This is a genomic window from Kribbella monticola, assembly GCF_003261635.1.
GTDB classification, from domain to species: Bacteria; Actinomycetota; Actinomycetes; order Propionibacteriales; family Kribbellaceae; genus Kribbella; species Kribbella monticola.
In genome coordinates, this window is record NZ_QFXK01000009.1 from 350,373 (window position 1) to 370,041 (window position 19,669).

A 19,669-nucleotide genomic window follows, 5' to 3' on the forward strand; every position below is an offset into this window, starting at 1 on the left:
GGCGGCCGTCGTGATGCCGGACGAGCCCCGGGTGACCCTCTCGGGCTGGGGGAGAGCGACGCATCGGCAGTGCCTGGTCCGGCGGCCGCTGTCGGAGGAGGACGTTGTCCGCGCAGTCAGGTCGGCACCTTGGCTGACCGTTCGCGGAGCCGGCCTGAGCTATGGGGACGCCGCACTGCCGGAGCGAGGCACCCTCCTGGACATGACCGCGCGGTGCAAGGTGCTGTCGTTCGACCAGACCACCGGCGTCATCGTGGCGGAGGCGGGCGCGACGCTGGCCGACATCGTCCGAGAAGCGTTACCGAAGGGCTGGTTCCCACCGGTCGTGCCCGGCACCGCCGGCGTCACCGTCGGCGGTGCCATCGCTTGCGACGTGCACGGCAAGAACCATCCAGGCAGCGGCTCCTTCGGTCTCCATGTGCTGTGGCTGTCGCTGCTGCGGCCGGACGGCGTTGTCGTTCACCTGTCTCCGGGTGAGGACGCGGACGGCTTCTGGGCCACTGTCGGTGGGATGGGACTGACCGGTGTCATCCTGCGAACCGCGATCCAGCTGCAGCGCATGCAGACCGGCTGGGCCCTGCGGCGACGGACCCGGACCCGTTCATGGGACGAGACGGTCGAGTTGATGCAAGCGGCGCGGACCAGGCAGGAACTGGACCCGGACCTGCACGTGGTCGCCTGGCTGGACACCCATGCCTCCGGGCGACGGCTGGGCCGGGGCATCGTCGACGAGTCGCGTCCCGCGCTCGTCACCGACCTTCCACCGGCCCTCGACCTGATGCCGCCGCTGGACAACTGGGCCGGCCGGCCGGCCGCCAGATCGCTGCCCGGGCCGGGTGTCGTCTTCGGGCCCACCATCGCCGCTGCGACGGCGGCGAGATGGCACCTGGCCGGCTCCGAGGAGAAGCGGATCCTGCCGTTGGCCGCGGCCTGGTGTCCGCTCGACCAGGTCCGGTCCTGGCCGGCAGCCTTCGGCCGGCAAGGACTGATCCAGTACCAGTTCGCAGTCCCGGTCGGCGCTGCCTCCTCGGTGTTCCACGTCCTCGCGACCCTGATCGGGCGGCGGATGGTGCCGGCCCTGAGCACGCTGAAGAATCTGGGCTACGGCACGGCCGGGCCGCTGTCCTTCCCGATTCCCGGGATGACCCTGGCGGCCGACCTGCCGGCCCGATGGCTTCACGGCGGCGACACGCTGCGCGTCGTGGACAGCATCGTCGCCGAGGCCGGTGGCCGCGTCTATCTGGCCAAGGACTCCGTCGTCGACGCCGAACTGATCCCACGGATGTACCCACGACTGGACGACTGGCGCCGGACCCGGGCCAGGCTGGATCCGGACCACCGGCTGACGTCGGCGCTGGCCCAACGGTTGCGGTTGCTCCCGTGACCCCGGACACCGGTACCGCCTTGCTGGTGGGCGGTTCGTCACAACTCGGTTTCGCGGTCCTGACGGGGTTGCTCGGGCCGCCACCGCGCCGGGTGGTGCTGGCAGGCCGCCCGAGCGAAGAGCTCTGGCGGCATGCCGATCAGCTGCGGGACCTCGGGTACCAGGTCTCGACCACGCAGTACGACGCATCGCTTCCGCTCGGCGGGATCGACCCGCTGCTCGAACATCTCACCGCCGAGCATCGGCTCGGTCTGGTGGTGATCGCGGTCGGCACGATGACGGCGGCCTCCTTCGCCGACTCGCTGGCCGTGAACGGCCTGGCCGTGGCGGTGCTCGTCCAGGCCCTGGTGTTGCGGATGAGTACGGCGGGCTCGGGGCAACTGGTGTTGCTCTCGTCCGCCGCGGCCGCCCGGCCCAGAAGGTCCGTCATGGCGTACTCGCTCGGCAAGCAACTGGCGGATTCGACGGCTTTGCTGCTCGCCCCGGCGGCGGCGGCTGCCGGCGTCCGGGTCCTGGTGGTCCGGCCCGCGTTCGTCACCACGAGGATGACCGAGGGCCTGGACCGGCCGGCCCTGTGGACGACGCCCGCGAAGGTCGCGAGCCGGGTTGCCCGCGCGATCCCGGGGCACCGCGTCGTGGTGTGGGTGCCGCGAACGACGGCCCTTGCGGTCCGGGTACTGCGACGGCTGCCCAGTGTCCTGGTTCCGCCGAGTCTGCGCTGATCGGACGCTCTCCGGATCCTCTCAGCACCGGATCGTTCTACTGGGGCCATGAAGCTCCAGCCCCCGTTGCGGAGGGCGCGCCGTCGGCGCCGGTTGCGGTGGGCCGCGCTCGTCGTCTGCCTGCTGCTCGTCGTACCGGTGGTTTCCTACGTCCGGGCGCTCACGTACCCCGGCAACGCGACCTTCGCCGTCCGGTCGGTCGAGTGGGTCCGCGACCACGGCGGTGGCAGGCTCATCGACACCATCGAGACCTGGAGGTACTCCCATCAGGCACCGCCCGCGTCCGGGCGGCCGCAGGACATCACGGCCGCCGCGCCCGATTCGCGGGCCGGCCGGGCGGCGGCCCGGTTACCCGAGGTGATCCGGCCGGGCGGGTTGCCACCCATCGCGCACGAGGCGACCTGGGCATCGGCCCGGCGGGATGCGAAGGGCCGGATACTGCTGTGGACGACCTGGTTCCGGCCGGATCCGGCGCATCAGCCGGTGACCGTCGCCGCGGCTCTGATCCCGCGTGGGGTGGACGGTCTCCGGTTGATGCCGGGCACGCGGGAGCCGGTGGTCGGAATGGCGTCGCCGGTCGGCTACTCGGTGCCGTCCGCGGTGTATCCGAAACTGGTGGCGGTCTTCAACTCCGGCTTCAAGATGAAAGATGCCCACGGTGGCTGGTGGACCACCCGGTCCGCCGCTGTTCCACTGGTCGACGGGCGCGCGTCGCTGGTCATCCTTCGTGACGGCTCGGCCAAGGTGGGAGCCTGGAACTCGACCGTCCGGATGACACCGGATGTCGCGGCGGTACGCCAGAACCTGGACCCGGTGATCGCCGGTGGAGTCGTCGCCGCCGGGCTTGCCGACAACGCCAGCGGCCGTTGGGGGAGCGCTCGCAGTCAGTTCCAGTACACCTGGCGCTCCGGCGTCGGGACCGATGCCCGAGGCAACCTCATCTACGTGGCCGGCAACCACCTGACCCTGGCGACCCTGGCGGCCGCGATGCACGACGCGGGCATCCGGGAGGGCATGGAGCTCGACATCCACTCCGCGATGGTCAGTTTCGACATCGAACAACCCGGACCGTCCGGCGGGGTCACCGGCCGGCGCCTGCTCGCGTCGATGGCGTCCGGCCCGGATCGCTACCTCACTTCCGACCAGCGTGACTTCTTCTACGTCGTGGCACGATGACCTCGCTCCGCGATGGGCCCTCGATCGCCCCGCCGACCGGACGGTCGATGAGACTGCGGGCGTTGCTGCAACTGAGCCGTCCACAGCAGTGGCACAAGGGCGCGATGCTGTTCGCCGCGCCCTTCGCTGCCGGGGTGATCGATCGGTACCCGGCCCTCATCCGAGTCTCTTGGGCGGCAGTGGCGTTCACCCTGCTGTCCGTGGCCGTCTACGCACTCAACGACGTCCGCGACGCGCCCGACGATCGCCGGCATCCGCGGAAACTGAACCGCCCGGTCGCAGCCGGCACGATCAGTCCCCGGCTCGCCATCGCCTGGGCCGTCGGGACCGGCCTGGCGGGACTGGTGGCTCTGGTACCGCTGGGGTGGCCGGTCGTCCTTCTCGGCTTCGGCTATGCCGGCTCACAGCTGCTGTATGTCTACGGCTTGAAGCAGGTGGCGGTCGTCGACGTGGTGATCGTGGCCCTGGGGTTCGTACTCCGTGCAGCGGCGGGCGCGGCCGCCGTACGAGTGCCGGTTTCCAGCTGGTTCCTGCTCGTCTCGCTGTTCGGTGCGTTGTTCCTGGTGGCGGGGAAGCGGCGGGCCGAGCGAGCCGCACCCCCGGGCAACGGGCAGACCAGGCCGGTCCTGGCGGCATACTCGACGGCATGGCTCGATCAGCTGATGACGGTGGCCCTGCTGGGTGCCTCGATGTCTTATGGGCTGTGGGCCTTCCAATATCTCGGTCATGACGTCTATCGGCAGCTGCTGACGGTTTCGTTCCTGCCGTTCCTCACCGGACTCCTCCGCTACGGCCTGCTGGTGTCGACCGGCTCCGGCGAACTGCCCGAACACGAGATCTTCCGCGACCGGGTGCTGCTGGCCGCGGGGTTCCTCTGGGCCCTGCTCGTCGGGGCCGGCCTCTATCTGGCCTGAACTCAGCGACTTCTCAGCAGGACGGGGCTACCGTCGAAGGATCTCGAGGGGGACATATGGGTTTGCAGGATCTGATCCGAGGCGGCGTCGTCGCCGCGCTCATCGCGACAGCGGTCGCCTGCGGCGCACATGCCGCCACCCAGGGCTCGCAGGCTCCGGCGCCGTCGCCGAGTGCACCGAAGGCCGAGGTGACCAGCAAGGACGACAAGTGTCCGCCGGCCGCGCCCGGTCAGCCGGTCGCGCCGCCGATCAACCCGGCCAAGATCACCAAGCTCCTGGTGGTGGTCCTGGAGAACAAGAACGCCTGCGCGACGGTCAAGGGCATGCCGTACCTCGCCGGGCTGGCGGACAAGTACGCGACGGCCGCCCGGTACTACGCGATGGCGCACCCGTCGTTGCCGAACTACCTCACGCTGGCCGGCGGCTCCACCTTCGGCATCCGCGACGACCGCTCGCCGGCTGCGCACAAACTGCCGGGCCAGTCGGTCTTCGGCCAGGTCCTCGCGGCCGGCGAGATCGCGAAGACCTACGCCGAGGACATGAAGTCGAACTGCCAGCTCGAGCAGGGCAAGCACGACACGTACGCCGTACGGCACAACCCGTGGCTCTACTTCGTCTCGGACACCGAGCGCCAGGGCTGCCAGCAGTACGACGTACCGGCGGGGACTCCGGAAGCGGGGGAGTTCCACGACGACGTCGCGAACGGGACCCTGCCGACGTTCGGCTTCCTGGCGCCGAACCTGTGCGACGACGCGCACGACTGCCCGCTCGACTCGGCCAATACGTGGATGAAGACCTGGTTCGGGCCATTGCTGGCCGGCCCTGACTTCACCTCCGGCCACTTGCTTGTCCTGGTCACGTTCGACGAGGACGACAAGCACGCCGGCAACCGCGTCCTGATGGTCGCCGTCAACCCGTCCCTGCACCACCTGGTCGTCGACACCCGCCTCGACCACACCGCCACCAGCAAGGCCGTCTCCACCCTCGTCTCCGCCCCACCCCTGCGCGAGGCCGCCAACGCCCCCGACCTCTACACCACCCTCGGCCTGACGCACTGACCGATCGGCGGCCTGTTCGTTGGTATCGATTCCACAACAGGTCGTCGCCCAGGCTTGCGGTGCGGTTGCCCGGGGCAATTTTTCGTTGGATTCCGGGCAGCTCGGCGAATTGATGCGTGGCCGTCGGGCATTGTTTCGGGGGTTTGGAAGGTTTGGAAAAAGTTGCAGGGGTGCGCGTCTTGACGGCACTGGTGCGGCCTCGGTTACGGTGTGTGATGTAACGGTCGCAAGGTGGGACGCAGGGCGAACTGGGCGCCGGGGTCTGTGGTCCGACCGGGGGGTTCTTCAAGGACGCCTGCACGTCAGCGACCGATCGTCCGAATGAGCTGAATCAACCACTTCTGGTGGCACGGGGACACTCACCCCTGCCTGCCCTGAGCCGTGCGCGGGGGACCGCCGGCGTGCTGACGCCTGCCCGGAGCCACCCTGCGTCTCCGAACCGCACTGTGAACAAGCGAGCGAATGGTGGTGGGTAGTGTGACTTTGACCGAGCCGGCCTCGTCGGACGTCGACGCCTCTGGGCAGCGACCGCAACTGAGCCTGGGCACCGCGGCCGCGCGGAACCTGGCGACGACGACCAAGTCCGAGCCGCAGATGCAGGGCAAGACGTCGCGCTGGCTGCTGAAGATGCTGCCCTGGGTGCAGGTCGGTGGTGGTACCTACCGGGTGAACCGCCGGCTCAGCTACGCCGTCGGCGACGGCAGGGTCACCTTCACTACCACGGGATCCGAGGTCCGGGTGATCCCGCAGGAGCTGTGCGAACTCGCCTTGCTGCGCAGCTACGACGACGTCGAGGTGCTGTCCGCGCTGGCGGATCGCTTTGTCCAGCAGGAGTTCCAGCCCGGCGACGTCATCGTCGAGCGCGGCCGTCCGGCCGACCAGGTCTGCCTGATCGCGCACGGCAAGGTGAACAAGATCGGCGTCGGCGAGTACGGCGACGAGTCGGTGCTCGAGACACTCGTCGACGGTGACCACTTCACCTACCGGGCCGTCCTGGAGTCGGACGACTTCTGGGAGTTCACCGTCAAGGCGATCACGCCGTGCACGCTGCTCACGCTCTCGCAGGACTCGTTCGAGGAACTCGTCGGCCAGGCCGAGAGCCTGCGCCGGCACATCGAGCACTTCCGCAACAGCCCCGAGCAGCCGAAGGACGAGTACGGCGAGGCCGCGATCGAGCTGGCCGCCGGCCACGAAGGTGAAGCGGAGCTGCCCGGCACGTACGTCGACTACGAGACGACGCCACGCGAATACGAGCTGAGCGTCGCCCAGACCGTACTGCGGGTGCACAGCCGGGTCGCGGATCTCTACAACCACCCGATGGACCAGACCGAGCAGCAGCTCAGGCTGACCGTCGAGGCGCTGCGCGAGCGACAAGAACACGAGATGATCAACAACCGCGACTTCGGGCTGCTGCACAACGCGGACCTCGGCATGCGGATCCCGACCCGCTCGGGGCCGCCGACGCCCGGTGACTTCGACGAGTTGCTCAGCCTGGTGTGGAAGGAGCCAGCCTTCTTCCTGGCCCATCCGCGGTCGATCGCGGCGTTCGGCCGGGAGTGTACGAAGGCGGGCGTCTACCCGGACAGCGTCGACTTCGGGGGTCACCGGTTGCCCGCTTGGCGCGGCGTACCGATCTTTCCCTGCAACAAGCTCGGGATCAGCGACACCCGGACCAGCTCGATCATGCTGATGCGCACGGGCGAGGCCAGCCAGGGCGTGATCGGGCTGCAGCCGACCACGCTGCCCGACGAGCTCGAGCCCGGGCTGTCGGTGCGGTTCATGAACATCAGCGAGAAGGCGATCATCAACTACCTGGTCAGCGCCTACTACTCCGCTGCGGTCCTGGTCCCCGACGCGCTCGGCATCCTCGAAGGTGTCGAGATCGGCAGGGAAGGCTAGACCATGGCGCAGCCGTACGAGCTGCCCGACTTCTATGTGCCCTATCCGGCCAGGATCAGCCCTCACCTGGAAGGAGCCCGGGCGCACAGCAAGGCCTGGGCCCACGAGTTCGACATGATCGACGTTCCCCAGCAGGGCAAGGCGATCTGGGACGAGCGCGACTTCGACAGTCACGACTACGCGCTGCTCTGCGCCTACACCCATCCCGACGCGCCCGGGCCGGCGCTCGACCTCGTCACCGACTGGTACGTGTGGGTCTTCTACTTCGACGACCACTTCCTGGAGCTCTACAAGAAGACCCAGGACCTCGCCGGCGCGAAGGCCTATCTCGATCGGTTGCCCCTCTTCATGCCCATCGAGGGGCCGATCACAGCGCAGCCCGAGAACCCGGTTGAGCGCGGCCTCGTGGATCTCTGGAACCGCACCGTGCCGTCGATGTCACCGGGCTGGCGCCGGCGATTCGTCGGTACGACGGAGGCTCTGCTGGCCGAGTCGCTCTGGGAGCTGACCAACATCAGCACCGGCCGGATCGCCAACCCGATCGAGTACGTCGAGATGCGCCGCAAGGTCGGCGGGGCGCCGTGGTCGGCCAACCTGGTCGAGTACGCCGTGAACGCCGAGGTGCCGGTGGAGATCGCGGACACCAGGCCGATGCGGGTGCTCAGCGACACGTTCTCCGACTCCGTGCACCTGCGCAACGACCTCTTCTCCTACCAGCGCGAGGTGGAGACCGAGGGTGAGGTGAACAACGGCGTCCTGGTCGTGGAGCGCTTTCTCGGTTGCCCACCGCAACAAGCCGCGAACCTGGTGAACGACATCCTGACCTCGCGGCTGCACCAGTTCGAGAACACGGCCGTGACCGAGATCCCGCCCCTGCTCGAGGAACACCAGGTCGATCCGCAGGGCCGGCTCGACGTCCTGGCGTATGTGAAAGGTCTGCAGGACTGGCAGTCCGGTGGGCACGAGTGGCACCTGCGGTCGAGCCGCTACATGAACAAAGGCGGCAAGGCGGCGAACACGCTGGGCGGCCCGACCGGACTGGGTACTGCGGCCGCGCGAATCCTGTCGTCACTGGTGTCGACGGCGCCGTACCGGATCCGCAGTCACAGCTTCGTGCCGCATCAAGTCGTGGGGGAGACACCGCTGCCGGAGTTCTATCTCCCGTACGCCGCGAAGCTCAACCCGCATCTCGAATCCGCGCGGAAGAACCTGCTGGAGTGGGGCGAGCGCATCGGGATCACCGATGGCGTGGTCTGGAATACCGAGATGCTCAAGGGATTCGACCTGCCGCTGTGCGCGGCCGGAATCAACCCCGGCGCGACTCCGGACGAGCTCGACCTAGCCAGCGGCTGGCTCGCCTGGGGGACGTACGCCGACGATTACTACCCGGTGGTGTTCGGCCGTACCAAGGACCTGGCCGGCGCGAAGGCGACCACTCGGCGATTGTCGGAATTCATGCCGGTCGATTCCTCGCCGACGCCGGTGCCGGTGAACGGCCTGGAACGCGCTCTCTTCGATCTCTGGGTGCGAACGGCCGCCCCGATGACGCTCGAGGACCGGCGGACCTTCCGGGCGGCGGTCGACACGATGACCGACAGCTGGTTGTGGGAGCTGGCGAACCAGTTCCAGAACCGGATCCCCGACCCTGTCGACTACCTGGAGATGCGCCGGAGAACGTTCGGCTCGGATCTCACCATGAGTCTGTGCCGGATCGGCCACGGCCGCTCGGTGCCGGCTGAGATCTACCGGTCCCGGGTGGTCCGGGCGATGGAGAACTCGGCCGCGGACTACGCCTGCCTGCTGAACGACGTCTTCTCGTACCAGAAGGAGATCCAGTTCGAAGGTGAGTTCCACAACGCCGTGCTGGTGGTGCAGAACTTCCTCGGCTGCGACAGGGGCACCGCTCTCGGCCTGGTGAACAACCTGATGACCGCCCGGATGCAGCAGTTCGAGCAGCTCGTGACCGTCGACCTGCCGACCATGTTCGACGACTTCGGGGTGTCCGACGAAGTACGCCGTACGTTGACCGGCTACGCCGAGGAGCTGCAGAACTGGATGTCCGGCATCCTCGTCTGGCACCGAGGCTGCGACCGGTACGACGAGCCGTCGCTGCTGCGCCGGGCCGGGAAGCCGGTCACGACGGTTCCGAGCGGCCCGACCGGATTGGGTACGTCGGCGGCCAGGATCCACCACTTCAGCAGACAGCTCGCGGGAACGGCCGCGGGCGCGCGCAGAACGGACGGTGCACGGTGATCGGATCCGACGTGGACACAGCGAAACCCCAACTCAGCCTCGGTACCGCGGCGGCGCGGAAGCTGGCCAGTACGACGAAGTCGGTCCCGCAGATGCAGGGCATCTCGCCTCGCTGGCTGCTCAAGCTGCTCCCGTGGGTGGAGACGCAGGGCGGCACCTACCGGGTGAACCGGCGGACCACCTTCGCGGTCGGCGACGGTCGGCTGAGCTTCTCGGCCACCGGCGCCGAAGTACAGGTGATCCCCGCCGAGCTGACCGAACTGCCGCCGCTGCGGGAGTATGCCGACGAGGAGGTGCTCGCCGCGCTGGCCGGGCGGTTCCGGCAGCAGGAGTACGACGCCGGCCAGGTGATCACGGAATTCGGCAGCCGGGTGGACGACATCGTGCTGATCGCCCACGGCAAGGTCGGACTGACCGGCATCGGTGAGTACGGCAACAACACCGACCTCGGAACAGTTGCCGACGGCGACTATCTCGGCGAGCAGCTGCTGACCGAACCGCCGGAGAACCTCTGGGAGTTCACGGCGAAGGCGACGACCCGGTGCACGGTGCTGAGACTCAGCCGGGACGATTTCGACGACCTGCTGCGGCGGTCCGACTCGCTCCGCGACCATCTCGACGAGTACCGGGCCAGGCCGAAGCCGCCGCAGAACAAGGCGGGTGAGGCGGAGATCGCGCTGAGCTCGGGACACGCGGGCGAGGAGGACCTGCCCGGCACCTTCGTCGACTACGATCCCGCGCCGCGCGAGTACGAGCTGAGCGTCGCCCAGACGATCCTGCGAGTGCAGACCCGGGTGGCGGACCTCTACAGCAAGCCGATGGACCAGACCGAGCAGCAGCTCCGGCTGACCATCGAGGCGCTCCGCGAGCGGCAGGAACACGAGTTGATCAACAATCGCGACTTCGGCCTGCTGCACAACGCGGACTTCAAGCAGTGCATCTACACCAGGACCGGACCACCGACCCCCGACGACTTCGACGAACTCCTGACCAGGCGACGCAAACCCCGGCTACTGCTCGCCCATCCGAAGGCGATCGCCGCCTTCGGCCGCGAGTGCACCACCGCCGGTGTCTACCCGGAGACGGTAGAGCTCGAAGGCCGGCGGGTGACCGCGTGGCGCGGCGTACCGATCCTGCCCTGCAACAAGATCCCGATCTCCCCGACCAACACCACCTCGGTGCTGGTCCTGCGCACCGGGCTCGACGACGAAGGCGTGATCGGGCTACGTCAGACCGGTCTGCCCGATGAGGTGGAGCCCGGGCTGAACGCGCGCTTCATGGGCATCAACTCCAACGCCGTGACCTCGTACCTGGTCAGCACGTACTACTCGGTGGCTGTGCTCGTCCCGGATGCCCTCGGTGTCCTGGAAAACGTCGAACTCGGTGGATGAGGAGCATGCGATGTCCACTCTTCAAGAGGCAGGGCGGCAAGCCGGCGCGCGTTCGGCGTCCGAAGTACTGGCCTGGAGCCGGCAGCAGGTCGAACCGGCTCTTCGCGAAGCGGTAGGAGGGATGCCGCTGGCGACCCAGCGGATCACCAACTACCACTTCGGCTGGGAGGACGAGGACGGTACGGCGGCGCACGCCGACAGTGGCAAGGCCTTGCGCCCGGCGCTGGCGTTGCTGTCGGCCGAGGCGGTCGGCGGTACGCCGGAGTCGGCCGTGCCCGCCGCGGTCGCAGTCGAACTGGTGCACAACTTCTCCTTGCTGCACGACGATGTGATGGACTGCGACACCACGCGCAGACATCGGGCGACCGCGTGGTCGGTGTTCGGTCTCGGTGCCGCGATCCTGGCCGGAGACGCCTTGCTCAGCCTGGCGTTCGACGTCCTGGTCAACAGCGGGAACCAGCGGGCCGACGACGCGGCCCGGATGCTGGGCTCCGCGGTTCAGGAGCTGGTCGACGGGCAGTTGGCGGACTCGCACTTCGAGACCCGAGACGACGTGGTGATGGCGGAGTGCGTCCGGATGGCGCAGTTGAAGACGGGGGCGCTGCTGGGTTGTTCCAGCGCGCTGGGTGCGCTCTTCGGTGGCGGACGGCCGGACCAGGTCGACCACTTGCGGTTGTTCGGTGAGGATCTCGGGCTGGCCTATCAGTACACCGACGACCTGCTCGGGATCTGGGGAGACCCGAAGGTCACCGGCAAGCCGGTGCACTCCGACCTGCGCCGCCGCAAGAAGTCGCTGCCCGCGGTCGCCGCGCTGACCTCCGAAACGGCGGAGGCCCGCGAGCTGGCGGCGCTCTACCAACAGCGCGACGAGTTGTCGGACGAGCAGCTCGGGCGCGCGGCCGACCTGATCGAGAGGACCGGAGCAAGGGAGCAAAGCCACGCCCAGGCCGATGCGTTGCTGTTGTCCGCGCTGGGGGAGTTGGCGTCCGCCGGCTCGACTGCCGCGGCCGCGGCCGGGCTGGAGCAACTGGCGCGACTGGCGACTCGTCGTGATCACTGAAATGGGGGGAACCAATGCCGAAACGCACCATCCTGCTGGCCTCGCCACGCTCGTTCTGCGCCGGTGTCGAACGCGCGATCGAAGTGGTCGAGCAGTTGCTCGCCCACCGGCCCGGCCCCGTCTACGTGCGCAAGCAGATCGTCCACAACACCCACGTCGTCGCTGACCTCGAACGTCGGGGCGCGGTCTTCGTCGACGAGCTGGACGGTGTCCCGGACGGCGCGACCGTCGTCTTCTCGGCGCACGGCGTCGCCCCGGCGGTCCGCAACGAGGCGGACCGCCGGGGGCTCGACGTGGTCGACGCGACCTGCCCGCTGGTGACCAAGGTGCACGCCGAGGCCCGCCGGTACGCCGCTCGCGGGGACACCGTGGTGCTGATCGGGCATGCGGGCCACGAAGAGGTCGAAGGAACGCTGGGCGAGGCCCGGGACCGGACCGTGCTGGTGGAAACGGTCGAGGACGTCGCCGCGCTGCAAGTAGACGATCCGGAGCGTGTGTCCTACCTGACCCAGACCACGCTCGCAGTGGACGAGACGTCTGCGGTACTGGATGCCCTACGCAACAAGTTTCGCGGCTTGCGCGGGCCGGAGTCGGCCGACATCTGCTATGCCACCACCAACCGGCAGGAAGCGCTCGCGGCGATCGCGGACGAGGCCGACCTGGTTCTGGTGGTCGGCTCGGCGAACTCGTCGAACTCCCGGCGATTGGTGGAACTTGCCCGCCGGCGCGACACCCCGGCGTACCTGATCGATGATGCCGGCGGGATCAGAGGTGAGTGGCTGGACGGCGTACGGGTGGTCGGGCTGACCGCTGGGGCGTCGGCCCCGCCCAGGCTGGTCGATGAAGTGGTGGAGTTGTTGGGTCAGCTCGGACCGGTCGAGGTGGTCGAGCGGGAGCTCACGCGAGAGACCGTCCACTTCACGTTGCCGTCCGCGGTGCGGGAGAGCCGATGAATCTCTATCTCAGTGGGTTGTTCTGGGTCGTCGGCGTGATGGTGCTGACAGCGGTCCTCGCCGTCGTCCTGCGAAAGGCGCGGCATCGCGAAGGGAGGGTGGCGAACAACGAGGTCGCCGGCCAGGTCTTCACCGTGGTCGGTGGGGTGAACGTGGTGATCGCGGCGTTCGTGCTGATCTCGCTGTTCGACGCGATGGACAAGGCGCAGGACACGACGTACGACGAGGCGAACGCGTTGGTCGCGGTGCAATGGGCGAGCGACTCGCTGGCCGAGCCGGCCAGATCGAAGGTGCAGGAGCTGACCACGTCGTACGCGACGATCGTCTCGCAGCAGGAGTGGCCCGCGATGAAGTCCGGCCGGCCGGTCGGCGACAGCGGCTGGCAACTGCTGTCGAACCTGCAGAACGAGGTCGAGCACGCGCGAACGACCACCGAGCGGCAGGAGAACGCCCGCGTCGACGCGGCTCAGCAGGTCTGGAACGTGTACCAGGCGCGACAGGTCCGGCTGAACTCGAGTGGCAGCGGGGTCAGCTCGGTCGTCTGGTTCGCCATCGCCGTCGGCAGCCTGATGTCGGTGGCCCTGATGTTCATGTTCGGCGGCCCGGGCGTCTACTCGTACGCGATCATCGTCTCGATGCTGTCCGGCGCGATCGGGCTGTTGCTGTTCGCGATCTACCAGCTGCAGAACCCGTTCGGTGGCGGGGCAAGCGTCGGGCCGGACGCCTTCGTGTCCGCCCTCAGCCGATTGAGCCGTGGTGGCTAGTGCTCGGGCGTCGTGGCGGCCTCAGCCCGTACGACGGGCGCTCGCGGGATCGGCCGCGTTGCTTCTGGCTTCGCTGGCGACGGTGATGGTGGTTGGCCGGTCGTCAGCGGCCTCGGAGTGCGATTTTCCTGGTGGTCCGGTCCAGTGCGAACAACTCGTTGTCGGTGCTGTCGGTTGTCGAGCTGCCCTCCGGACGGAGCACGGAGCTGGGGCAGCTCGCTTACCAGGTCAACGCCCTGGGGTATGCGCGGGACCAGGACCTGGCGTACGGGATCGCCGGGCGGGACCGGCACGGGTGGCTCGGACGCCGGCCGCATCTGGTGACCATCGATCGGCGCGGCGCCGTAGCGGATCTCGGGCCGGTGCGCGAAGGCGTCGGCGGGATCGCGGATCCGACGGCCGGGGCGGTCGCCGGGTCGCGGCTGTACCTGCGCGATCAGCACCGGTTGTTCACGATGGACATCGATCCCGCGAGTCCGACGTACAAGCACGTCTTGCGGGTGGTCCGGCCGTCGCCGGTCTGGCTGACGATGTCGGTGGACGACTTCGCGGTCTCGCCCGGCGACGGGTTGCTGTACGGGGTCTCCACGTTCGGAGCCGTCGCGAAGGTGGTGAGCATCGATCCGCGGACGGGGATGACCCAGGTTGTCACCTCGGTGCCAGGAGTGCCCGCCCAGGACTCCTACACGTCGGTGGTGATGACGGATGCGCGATCGGTGGTCGCGATCCACACCGGCCACGGGCAGCGAACCCGGGTGTTCCGAATCGGCTTCGACGGGTCCAGTACTGAGCTGACGTCGTGGAGCGCCGTGGCCGGCAGCGATGCGGCCGGTTGCCTCAGGCAGGCGCCGCCGCCACCTCCACCCACCACCCCGCCGCCACCCACCGCGCCGCCCACAACGTTGCCGTCGCCCCCAAGCCACCCGTCGACCGCGAGCCACCCGCCGACCGCGAGCCACCCGCCGACTCCGAGCCGGACACCGCCTCCGAGTCACCCGCCGACTCCGAAGCCGGCTCGCACACCCACGCCGACGCCGGCGCCGACACCCACGCTGAGTCCGACCCCGGCGCCACGACCGTCCCACCGGCAGCTCCTGCCACCACCTCCGGACATGCCGACAGGCCCGCCGGCACGACCGTCCGTGCTCCCGTCGCCGGCCGTGATCAGCATCGCGCCGCAGGCAGCGGCAACGCCGAAGCCGATGGACCACACCGTTCAGGTACTACGCCGCTGGTCGATAGCGACGCTGCTGGTCGTGCTCACCGGCGGGGCCGCGATGGCTGCCCAACGCAGGATGCGGCGGTGAGCGTGATGGTGGGGCCGGCGCGGCAGGAGCTTGCCAGGCTGGTCGGCCGCGAGCAGGAACTCCGAGTGCTGCGCGCGGCTCTGCGCACCGCACCGGCCCTGGCGCTGGTGGTCGGAGAAGCGGGCGTCGGCAAGAGTCGGCTCATTGCGGAGCTGGCTCGCGAACAGGTCCACTGGCTGACCGGTCACTGCCATCCACTGCAGGAACAGGCCCCGCTGGCGGCATTGGCGGAAGCCTTCCGAGGCATCGATGCCCTGAGCAAGTTCCTCGCCGTCGGCGCCGAGCCTCGCATCGCCCGGTACCAGGCCTGGACCAGCTTGATCGAGAGCCTGACCAGCCTCGGGCCGACGGTGCTGGTGATCGAGGACTTGCACTGGGCCGATCCAGCGACCTTGCAGCTGTTGCGGTTCGTGGCCGGCAGACTGCCTCGCGATCTCCAGTTGATCGGGACCTATCGGCCCGAGGAGACGCCGCAACCGGGCGAGATCACCGCGCTGGCCGGCTGCGTACCCGTGGGGACACGGACGACAGAAGTGCGCCTGCATCCGTTCGGGGCGTCCGCGGTCCACGAGCTCGCTGCCGAGTTGCTCGGAGTGGAATCGTTGCCTCCTTCCTTGGTCCGCAACTTGCTGGAGCGGACGGGCGGGCTGCCGTTCGTTCTCGAGGAGCTCCTGCGCGACCTGTCGGCCGATGGTCCGCTCGAGCCTCCGGCGATTGCTCGTGCGGTGGAGGAGGCGCGTACGCCGGTCGCGGTGCGGGCTTCGGTGAGCATCCGGCTGGAGCAAGTGCCCGATGCCTGCCGGCGGGTGGTCTGCGCGGCAGCCGTGCTGAACTCATCAGCTCCGGACACCCTGCTCGGCATCATCGCCGAAACATCCGGAGCGCAGTTGGTGGAAGCGGTCGATGTCGGGCTGGCTCGGGGGCTGCTGGGCCAGAAAGGGCCCGGCCTGTACGACCTGCGCCATACGCTGGCGCAGCGGGCGGTGTACGAGACGATCCCGCCGGACGAGTTGCGCCGGCTGCATCGGCGTACGGCCACTGCGTTGGCTGCGACGGAGCCACCGCCGCACGCACGGATTGCGGAGCACTTCCGGCTGGGTGGACTGATCGGCGAGTGGCTGACGCACGCCGAGACCGCGGTCGATCAACTGATGGTTGCCCAGGACAACGAGAGTGCCGTCGAGAAGTTGACCGAGATGCTCCGAGTTGAGGCACTGCCGTGGGCGGATCGCGCGCGGCTCGCGGTGAAGCTCGGTACTGCGGTTTCGGCTGGGCTGCGCTGGCAGGACGCGGTGGAGACGATGAGCGCGATTTTGGCGGAGGCTACCCGGCCGGGTCGACGGCGTGGCCGATTGCGGCTCGCGCTAGGACTGTTGCTGCACGAAAGAGGTGGTGATGTCCGCGCCGGGCGTCGCGAACTCGCAGCGGCTTCTGCCGAACTCGCCGGCGATCCGGCGGGAGCAGCCTGGGCGACCTCGGCGCTTGCGGTGCCGTTCTTCGGCGACGAGGAGATCAGCGAGCACCGCGAGCGGCTCGACGACGCGGAGCGGTTGCTGGGGGACCTGCAGCAGGATCACGACGCGGACGCGAAGCACGCAGTACGGGTGAATCGAGCGCGGTTCCGGTTGGCGACAGGAAGTACGGAAGGAGTTGAGGAGGTGGGCGCGGAAGCGGCGAGTGGGCTGGCGTGGCTGGGGCACGACAGGCGCAGTACTGCGTTGCTGGAGCGGGCCACCGCGGGATGGGAGCGGTTCCCGCCGGCTGCTGGTGCGGGGATCCGAATGCGGGTGGCGTTCGCGGCGGGGGAGTGGGGCGGATTGGCCGAGCGGTTGTCACGGGCACGGACGGATGCGGCCGTGCTGCCGTTGGTGCAGACCGAGGTCGACCTTGTCGACGGCAAGTATCGCCTCGCCCAGGGCGACGTTGCTGGAGGCAAGCAAGTACTCGAGGCGGTGATCGGGGCAACGATCAGCGGGCCGATCACGGTGCGCGCGGCAGCACTGGCGGCTTTGGGCCGACGTGGCCTGGCGGAGCTGGATGTCTTGGAGGATTGCGTCGCCGTGATTCGGCGGAAGGACGGCTGGGCTTGGGCGGGTGAGTTGATGATCGCCACCTGCGCGGTGATGGTTCAGGCTGGGCGGCGTGCGGAAGCCGAGCGGTTGGCGGCCGAGTTCGCGTCAGCCATCGCCGGGCGAGATGCACCAGCGAGCCGGGCGGCGGCGACGATGGTCCGTGCCGGATTGGCCGGATCCGCCGAGTTGTTCGGGCAGGCCGCCACGGAGTACGAGGTGATCGGGCGCAAGTACGACCAGTACGCCGCGCTGGAAGGACGCGGGTTGTGTCTGCTCGCGGCGGGTGAGCCGGAGGAGCTGGTGGCGATGGCGGCGGCGTACGAGACGCTTGGTGCTCGCGGCGATGCGCGGAGGTGTCGCGATGCTCTTCGCGAGGCCGGTGTGCAGGTGCCGTCGCGACGAGGCCGGCGCGGTTACGGCATGGCCTTGTCGCCGCGGGAACTGGAGGTTGCCCGGCTGGCCGCGAGAGGGTTGAGCAACAACGGCATCGCGACGGCGTTGTCGTTGTCGGTCAGTACGGTCGAAGACCATCTCTCCCGGGCGATGCGCAAACTCGAGGTGCGCTCCCGGCACGCGCTCGCTCCTCTCGTCACAGAATGAGGAGAGGAGCGAGCGGCGGTCGACGTCAGGCGGTGATGATGGCCGGGTCGCTGACGCCGGGCTTGCCGGTTTCGACATGGCCGGCGAAGCGGCGCAGGAAGCTGTTGTCGTTGGCAACGACCACGGACACGTCGTACCAGCGGCTGGTGTAGCCGAGGTCGACCTTGTACGACGCCGTGGCGCCGGCGCGGACCTTCAGGACCTTCGTGCGGCCGTCATAGGCGTTCGTGATGGTGAAGGTGACCGGGCCGCTACCACTGTTGGTGAGGGTCAGGTCGAGGTTGCCGTCGGCACCGTTGTGCCGCGCCTTCACCTCCGGACCGGCGACCGGCTTGCCCTTGAAGGTGCGCAGGAAGCCGTTCGGACCGAAGACGGTGAGGTCGGTGACACCGTTGGAGTAGGCGGTGTTCCACGAGTCGGCCAAGGTCTTGCCCGCCTCGGTCGTGTAGGTCCACGGGCCGTCGGTGCGGTTGGCCGAGGTGACCAGGAACTGCGCGCCCGCCTTGGTCCCCGAGGCGAAGGTCAAGGTGAACTTGCCGGTGCTCGGCACCGCCGTACCGTCCACACTGGGTGCGTAGGGCAACGGCCTGGTACGGCGACGGCCGCGCTCCTGCACCGGCAGCTTGCCGACCGCCGGTGGCGTCGGCACGTAGTCGGGGTGCCGGTCGTGGTCCGGAGGCTGGTACGCCGAGGTGTCGGGCAGCCGACCGACGGTCGTGGACAAGCCGCTGAAGTCGAAAGCCGAAGTGAGATCGCCGCAGATCGCCCGCCGCCAGGGTGAGATGTTCGGCTCGTGGACGCCGAAGCGCCGTTCCATGAACCGGATGATCGAGGTGTGGTCGAGCGTCTCGGAGCAGACAAAGCCGCCGGTACTCCACGGCGACAGCACGAGCATCGGAACGCGCTGGCCGAGACCGTACGGACCGGCGGCGTACTTCGAACTGCCGGGGAACAGGTCGGGCTGGACGTTGACCGTGGACAGGCCCTGGTTCGCCGAGCCGGGTGGGAAGGGCGGGACGATGTGGTCGAAGAAGCCGTCGTTCTCGTCGTAGGTGATGAAGAGTGCGGTCTTGCTCCACGTGGCCGGGTCCGACGTCAGCGCGTCGAGGACCTGGGAGATGTACCAGGCGCCGTAGTTCACCGGCCAGTTCGGGTGCTCGGTGAAGGCTTCCGGCGCCGCGATCCAGGAGATCTTCGGCAGCGTGCCCGCCTTCACATCGGCGCGCAGCTGGTCGAACAAGCCGTCGCCGGCTTTCGCGTTCGTACCGGTCCGGGCCTTGTCATAGAGCGGGTTGCCGGGTGCAGCGTTGCGGTAGTTGTTGAAGTAGAGCAGCGAGTTGTCGCCGTAGTTGCCGCGGTACGCGTCGTCGATCCAGCCCCAGCTGCCGGCGGCGTCGAGACCGTCACCGATGTCCTGGTAGATCTTCCAGGACACGCCGGCCTGCTCCAGCCGTTCGGGGTACGTCGTCCAGCCGTAGCCGGCCTCGTCGTTGCCGAGGACGGGACCGCCGCCGGTGCCGTCGTTGCCGGTGTAGCCCGTCCACATGTAGTACCGGTTCGGGTCCGTCGAGCCGATGAACGAGCAGTGGTACGAGTCGCAGATGGTGAACTTGTCCGCCAGCGCGTAGTGGAACGGGATGTCCCCGCGGGTCAGATACGCCATCGTCGTGGACGTCTTGGCCGGCACCCACTGGTCGTACTTGCCGTTGTTGAACGCGCGGTGCCCGTCCGGCCAGCTGTGCGCGAGATCCTGGATGAATTGCAGGCCGAGGTTGTCGGCGTCCGGGCGGAACGGCAGGACTTCCTTGCCACCGTTCGTCTGGTGGAAGACCGACTTGCCGCTCGGCAGCGTGACCGGCCGCGGGTCGCCGTACCCACGAACCCCGTTGAGGGTGCCGAAGTAGTGGTCGAACGAACGGTTCTCCTGCATCAGTACGACGATGTGCTCGACGTCGGTAATGTCGCCGTTGAGCCGATGCGGCGGGATCGCGGCCGCCTGCTCGATGCTGTTCGACATCGCGGCCAGAGCGGCACTGCCGCCGGCCAGTTGGAGGAATCGCCGGCGGTTCAGGTCTGGCATGACTGAGCTCCTCGTGGGCGGGACGGTCGGAGTGTT

Annotated in this window: 14 protein-coding genes; 13 read left to right on the plus strand and 1 reads right to left on the minus strand. The window is 68.7% G+C overall.

All coding sequences use genetic code 11. The annotated features are described in order from the left end of the window. The first annotated feature begins 13 nt into the window (after window positions 1-13). From DIZ26_RS05250 to DIZ26_RS05310, 13 genes are all read left to right on the plus strand, one after another. A complete protein-coding gene (locus tag DIZ26_RS05250) occupies window positions 14-1,384 on the plus strand; it encodes an FAD-binding protein (RefSeq protein WP_157979587.1) in 1,371 nt (456 codons plus the stop codon). After that, the gene (locus DIZ26_RS05255; protein WP_157979588.1) at window positions 1,381-2,106 is read left to right on the plus strand and encodes an SDR family NAD(P)-dependent oxidoreductase; all 726 of its coding nucleotides are present in this window, start codon (window positions 1,381-1,383) and stop codon (window positions 2,104-2,106) included. Before DIZ26_RS05250 ends, DIZ26_RS05255 begins: the two co-directional genes overlap by 4 nt. Window positions 2,107-2,154: 48 nt before the next feature. Continuing rightward, window positions 2,155-3,282 (plus strand): hypothetical protein, encoded by a 1,128-nt coding sequence (locus DIZ26_RS05260; RefSeq protein WP_157979589.1) that lies wholly within the window; start codon window positions 2,155-2,157, stop codon window positions 3,280-3,282. Beyond that, complete coding sequence (locus DIZ26_RS05265; protein WP_112238260.1) at window positions 3,279-4,196, plus strand: decaprenyl-phosphate phosphoribosyltransferase; 918 nt, start codon at window positions 3,279-3,281, stop codon at window positions 4,194-4,196. Before DIZ26_RS05260 ends, DIZ26_RS05265 begins: the two co-directional genes overlap by 4 nt. A 56-nt stretch (window positions 4,197-4,252) precedes the next feature. After that, window positions 4,253-5,254 carry an alkaline phosphatase family protein gene (locus tag DIZ26_RS05270; RefSeq protein WP_112238261.1) on the plus strand — a complete coding sequence of 334 codons (1,002 nt, stop codon included), beginning with the start codon at window positions 4,253-4,255 and terminating at the stop codon, window positions 5,252-5,254. Window positions 5,255-5,731: 477 nt separating this feature from the next. Then, window positions 5,732-7,153, plus strand: coding sequence for a family 2B encapsulin nanocompartment shell protein (locus tag DIZ26_RS05275; protein WP_232828153.1), 1,422 nt, complete (start codon window positions 5,732-5,734; stop codon window positions 7,151-7,153). Window positions 7,154-7,156: 3 nt separating this feature from the next. Then, complete coding sequence (locus tag DIZ26_RS05280) at window positions 7,157-9,406, plus strand: terpene synthase family protein (protein ID WP_112238265.1); 2,250 nt, start codon at window positions 7,157-7,159, stop codon at window positions 9,404-9,406. 11 nt (window positions 9,407-9,417) lie between these two features. Further along, the gene (locus DIZ26_RS05285; protein ID WP_112238604.1) at window positions 9,418-10,797 is read left to right on the plus strand and encodes a family 2B encapsulin nanocompartment shell protein; all 1,380 of its coding nucleotides are present in this window, start codon (window positions 9,418-9,420) and stop codon (window positions 10,795-10,797) included. Window positions 10,798-10,807: 10 nt separating this feature from the next. After that, window positions 10,808-11,857, plus strand: coding sequence for a family 2 encapsulin nanocompartment cargo protein polyprenyl transferase (locus tag DIZ26_RS05290; RefSeq protein ID WP_112238267.1), 1,050 nt, complete (start codon window positions 10,808-10,810; stop codon window positions 11,855-11,857). A 14-nt stretch (window positions 11,858-11,871) separates the two neighbouring features. Next, window positions 11,872-12,810: a 4-hydroxy-3-methylbut-2-enyl diphosphate reductase gene (gene ispH / locus DIZ26_RS05295; protein ID WP_112238269.1), complete on the plus strand. Its 939-nt coding sequence runs from the start codon at window positions 11,872-11,874 to the stop codon at window positions 12,808-12,810. Further along, a complete protein-coding gene (locus DIZ26_RS05300; protein ID WP_112238271.1) occupies window positions 12,807-13,574 on the plus strand; it encodes a bestrophin-like domain in 768 nt (255 codons plus the stop codon). The genes ispH and DIZ26_RS05300 overlap by 4 nt, the downstream gene beginning before the upstream one ends. Window positions 13,575-13,705: 131 nt before the next feature. After that, a complete protein-coding gene (locus DIZ26_RS05305) occupies window positions 13,706-14,881 on the plus strand; it encodes a DUF6923 family protein (protein WP_112238273.1) in 1,176 nt (391 codons plus the stop codon). Window positions 14,882-14,886: 5 nt separating this feature from the next. Then, window positions 14,887-17,553, plus strand: a complete 2,667-nt coding sequence (locus DIZ26_RS05310; RefSeq protein ID WP_232828165.1) for an ATP-binding protein — start codon at window positions 14,887-14,889, stop codon at window positions 17,551-17,553. A 25-nt stretch (window positions 17,554-17,578) separates the two neighbouring features. Here the strand turns inward: DIZ26_RS05310 and DIZ26_RS05315 are convergent, their stop codons facing one another. After that, window positions 17,579-19,633 carry a phosphocholine-specific phospholipase C gene (locus DIZ26_RS05315; RefSeq protein ID WP_112238277.1) on the minus strand — a complete coding sequence of 685 codons (2,055 nt, stop codon included), beginning with the start codon at window positions 19,631-19,633 and terminating at the stop codon, window positions 17,579-17,581. Between the last annotated feature and the right edge of the window lie 36 nt (window positions 19,634-19,669).

Bases quoted from the DNA above. Each gene is read 5' to 3' on its own strand.
- DIZ26_RS05250 (WP_157979587.1), top strand. From the start codon at position 14: ATGCCGGACGAGCCCCGGGTGACCCTCTCGGGCTGGGGGAGAGCGACG.
- DIZ26_RS05260 (WP_157979589.1), top strand. From the start codon at position 2,155: ATGAAGCTCCAGCCCCCGTTGCGGAGGGCGCGCCGTCGGCGCCGGTTG.
- DIZ26_RS05265 (WP_112238260.1), top strand. From the start codon at position 3,279: ATGACCTCGCTCCGCGATGGGCCCTCGATCGCCCCGCCGACCGGACGG.
- DIZ26_RS05270 (WP_112238261.1), top strand. From the start codon at position 4,253: ATGGGTTTGCAGGATCTGATCCGAGGCGGCGTCGTCGCCGCGCTCATC.
- DIZ26_RS05280 (WP_112238265.1), top strand. From the start codon at position 7,157: ATGGCGCAGCCGTACGAGCTGCCCGACTTCTATGTGCCCTATCCGGCC.
- DIZ26_RS05290 (WP_112238267.1), top strand. From the start codon at position 10,808: ATGTCCACTCTTCAAGAGGCAGGGCGGCAAGCCGGCGCGCGTTCGGCG.
- ispH (WP_112238269.1), top strand. From the start codon at position 11,872: ATGCCGAAACGCACCATCCTGCTGGCCTCGCCACGCTCGTTCTGCGCC.
- DIZ26_RS05300 (WP_112238271.1), top strand. From the start codon at position 12,807: ATGAATCTCTATCTCAGTGGGTTGTTCTGGGTCGTCGGCGTGATGGTG.
- DIZ26_RS05310 (WP_232828165.1), top strand. From the start codon at position 14,887: ATGGTGGGGCCGGCGCGGCAGGAGCTTGCCAGGCTGGTCGGCCGCGAG.
- DIZ26_RS05315 (WP_112238277.1), bottom strand. From the start codon at position 19,633: ATGCCAGACCTGAACCGCCGGCGATTCCTCCAACTGGCCGGCGGCAGT.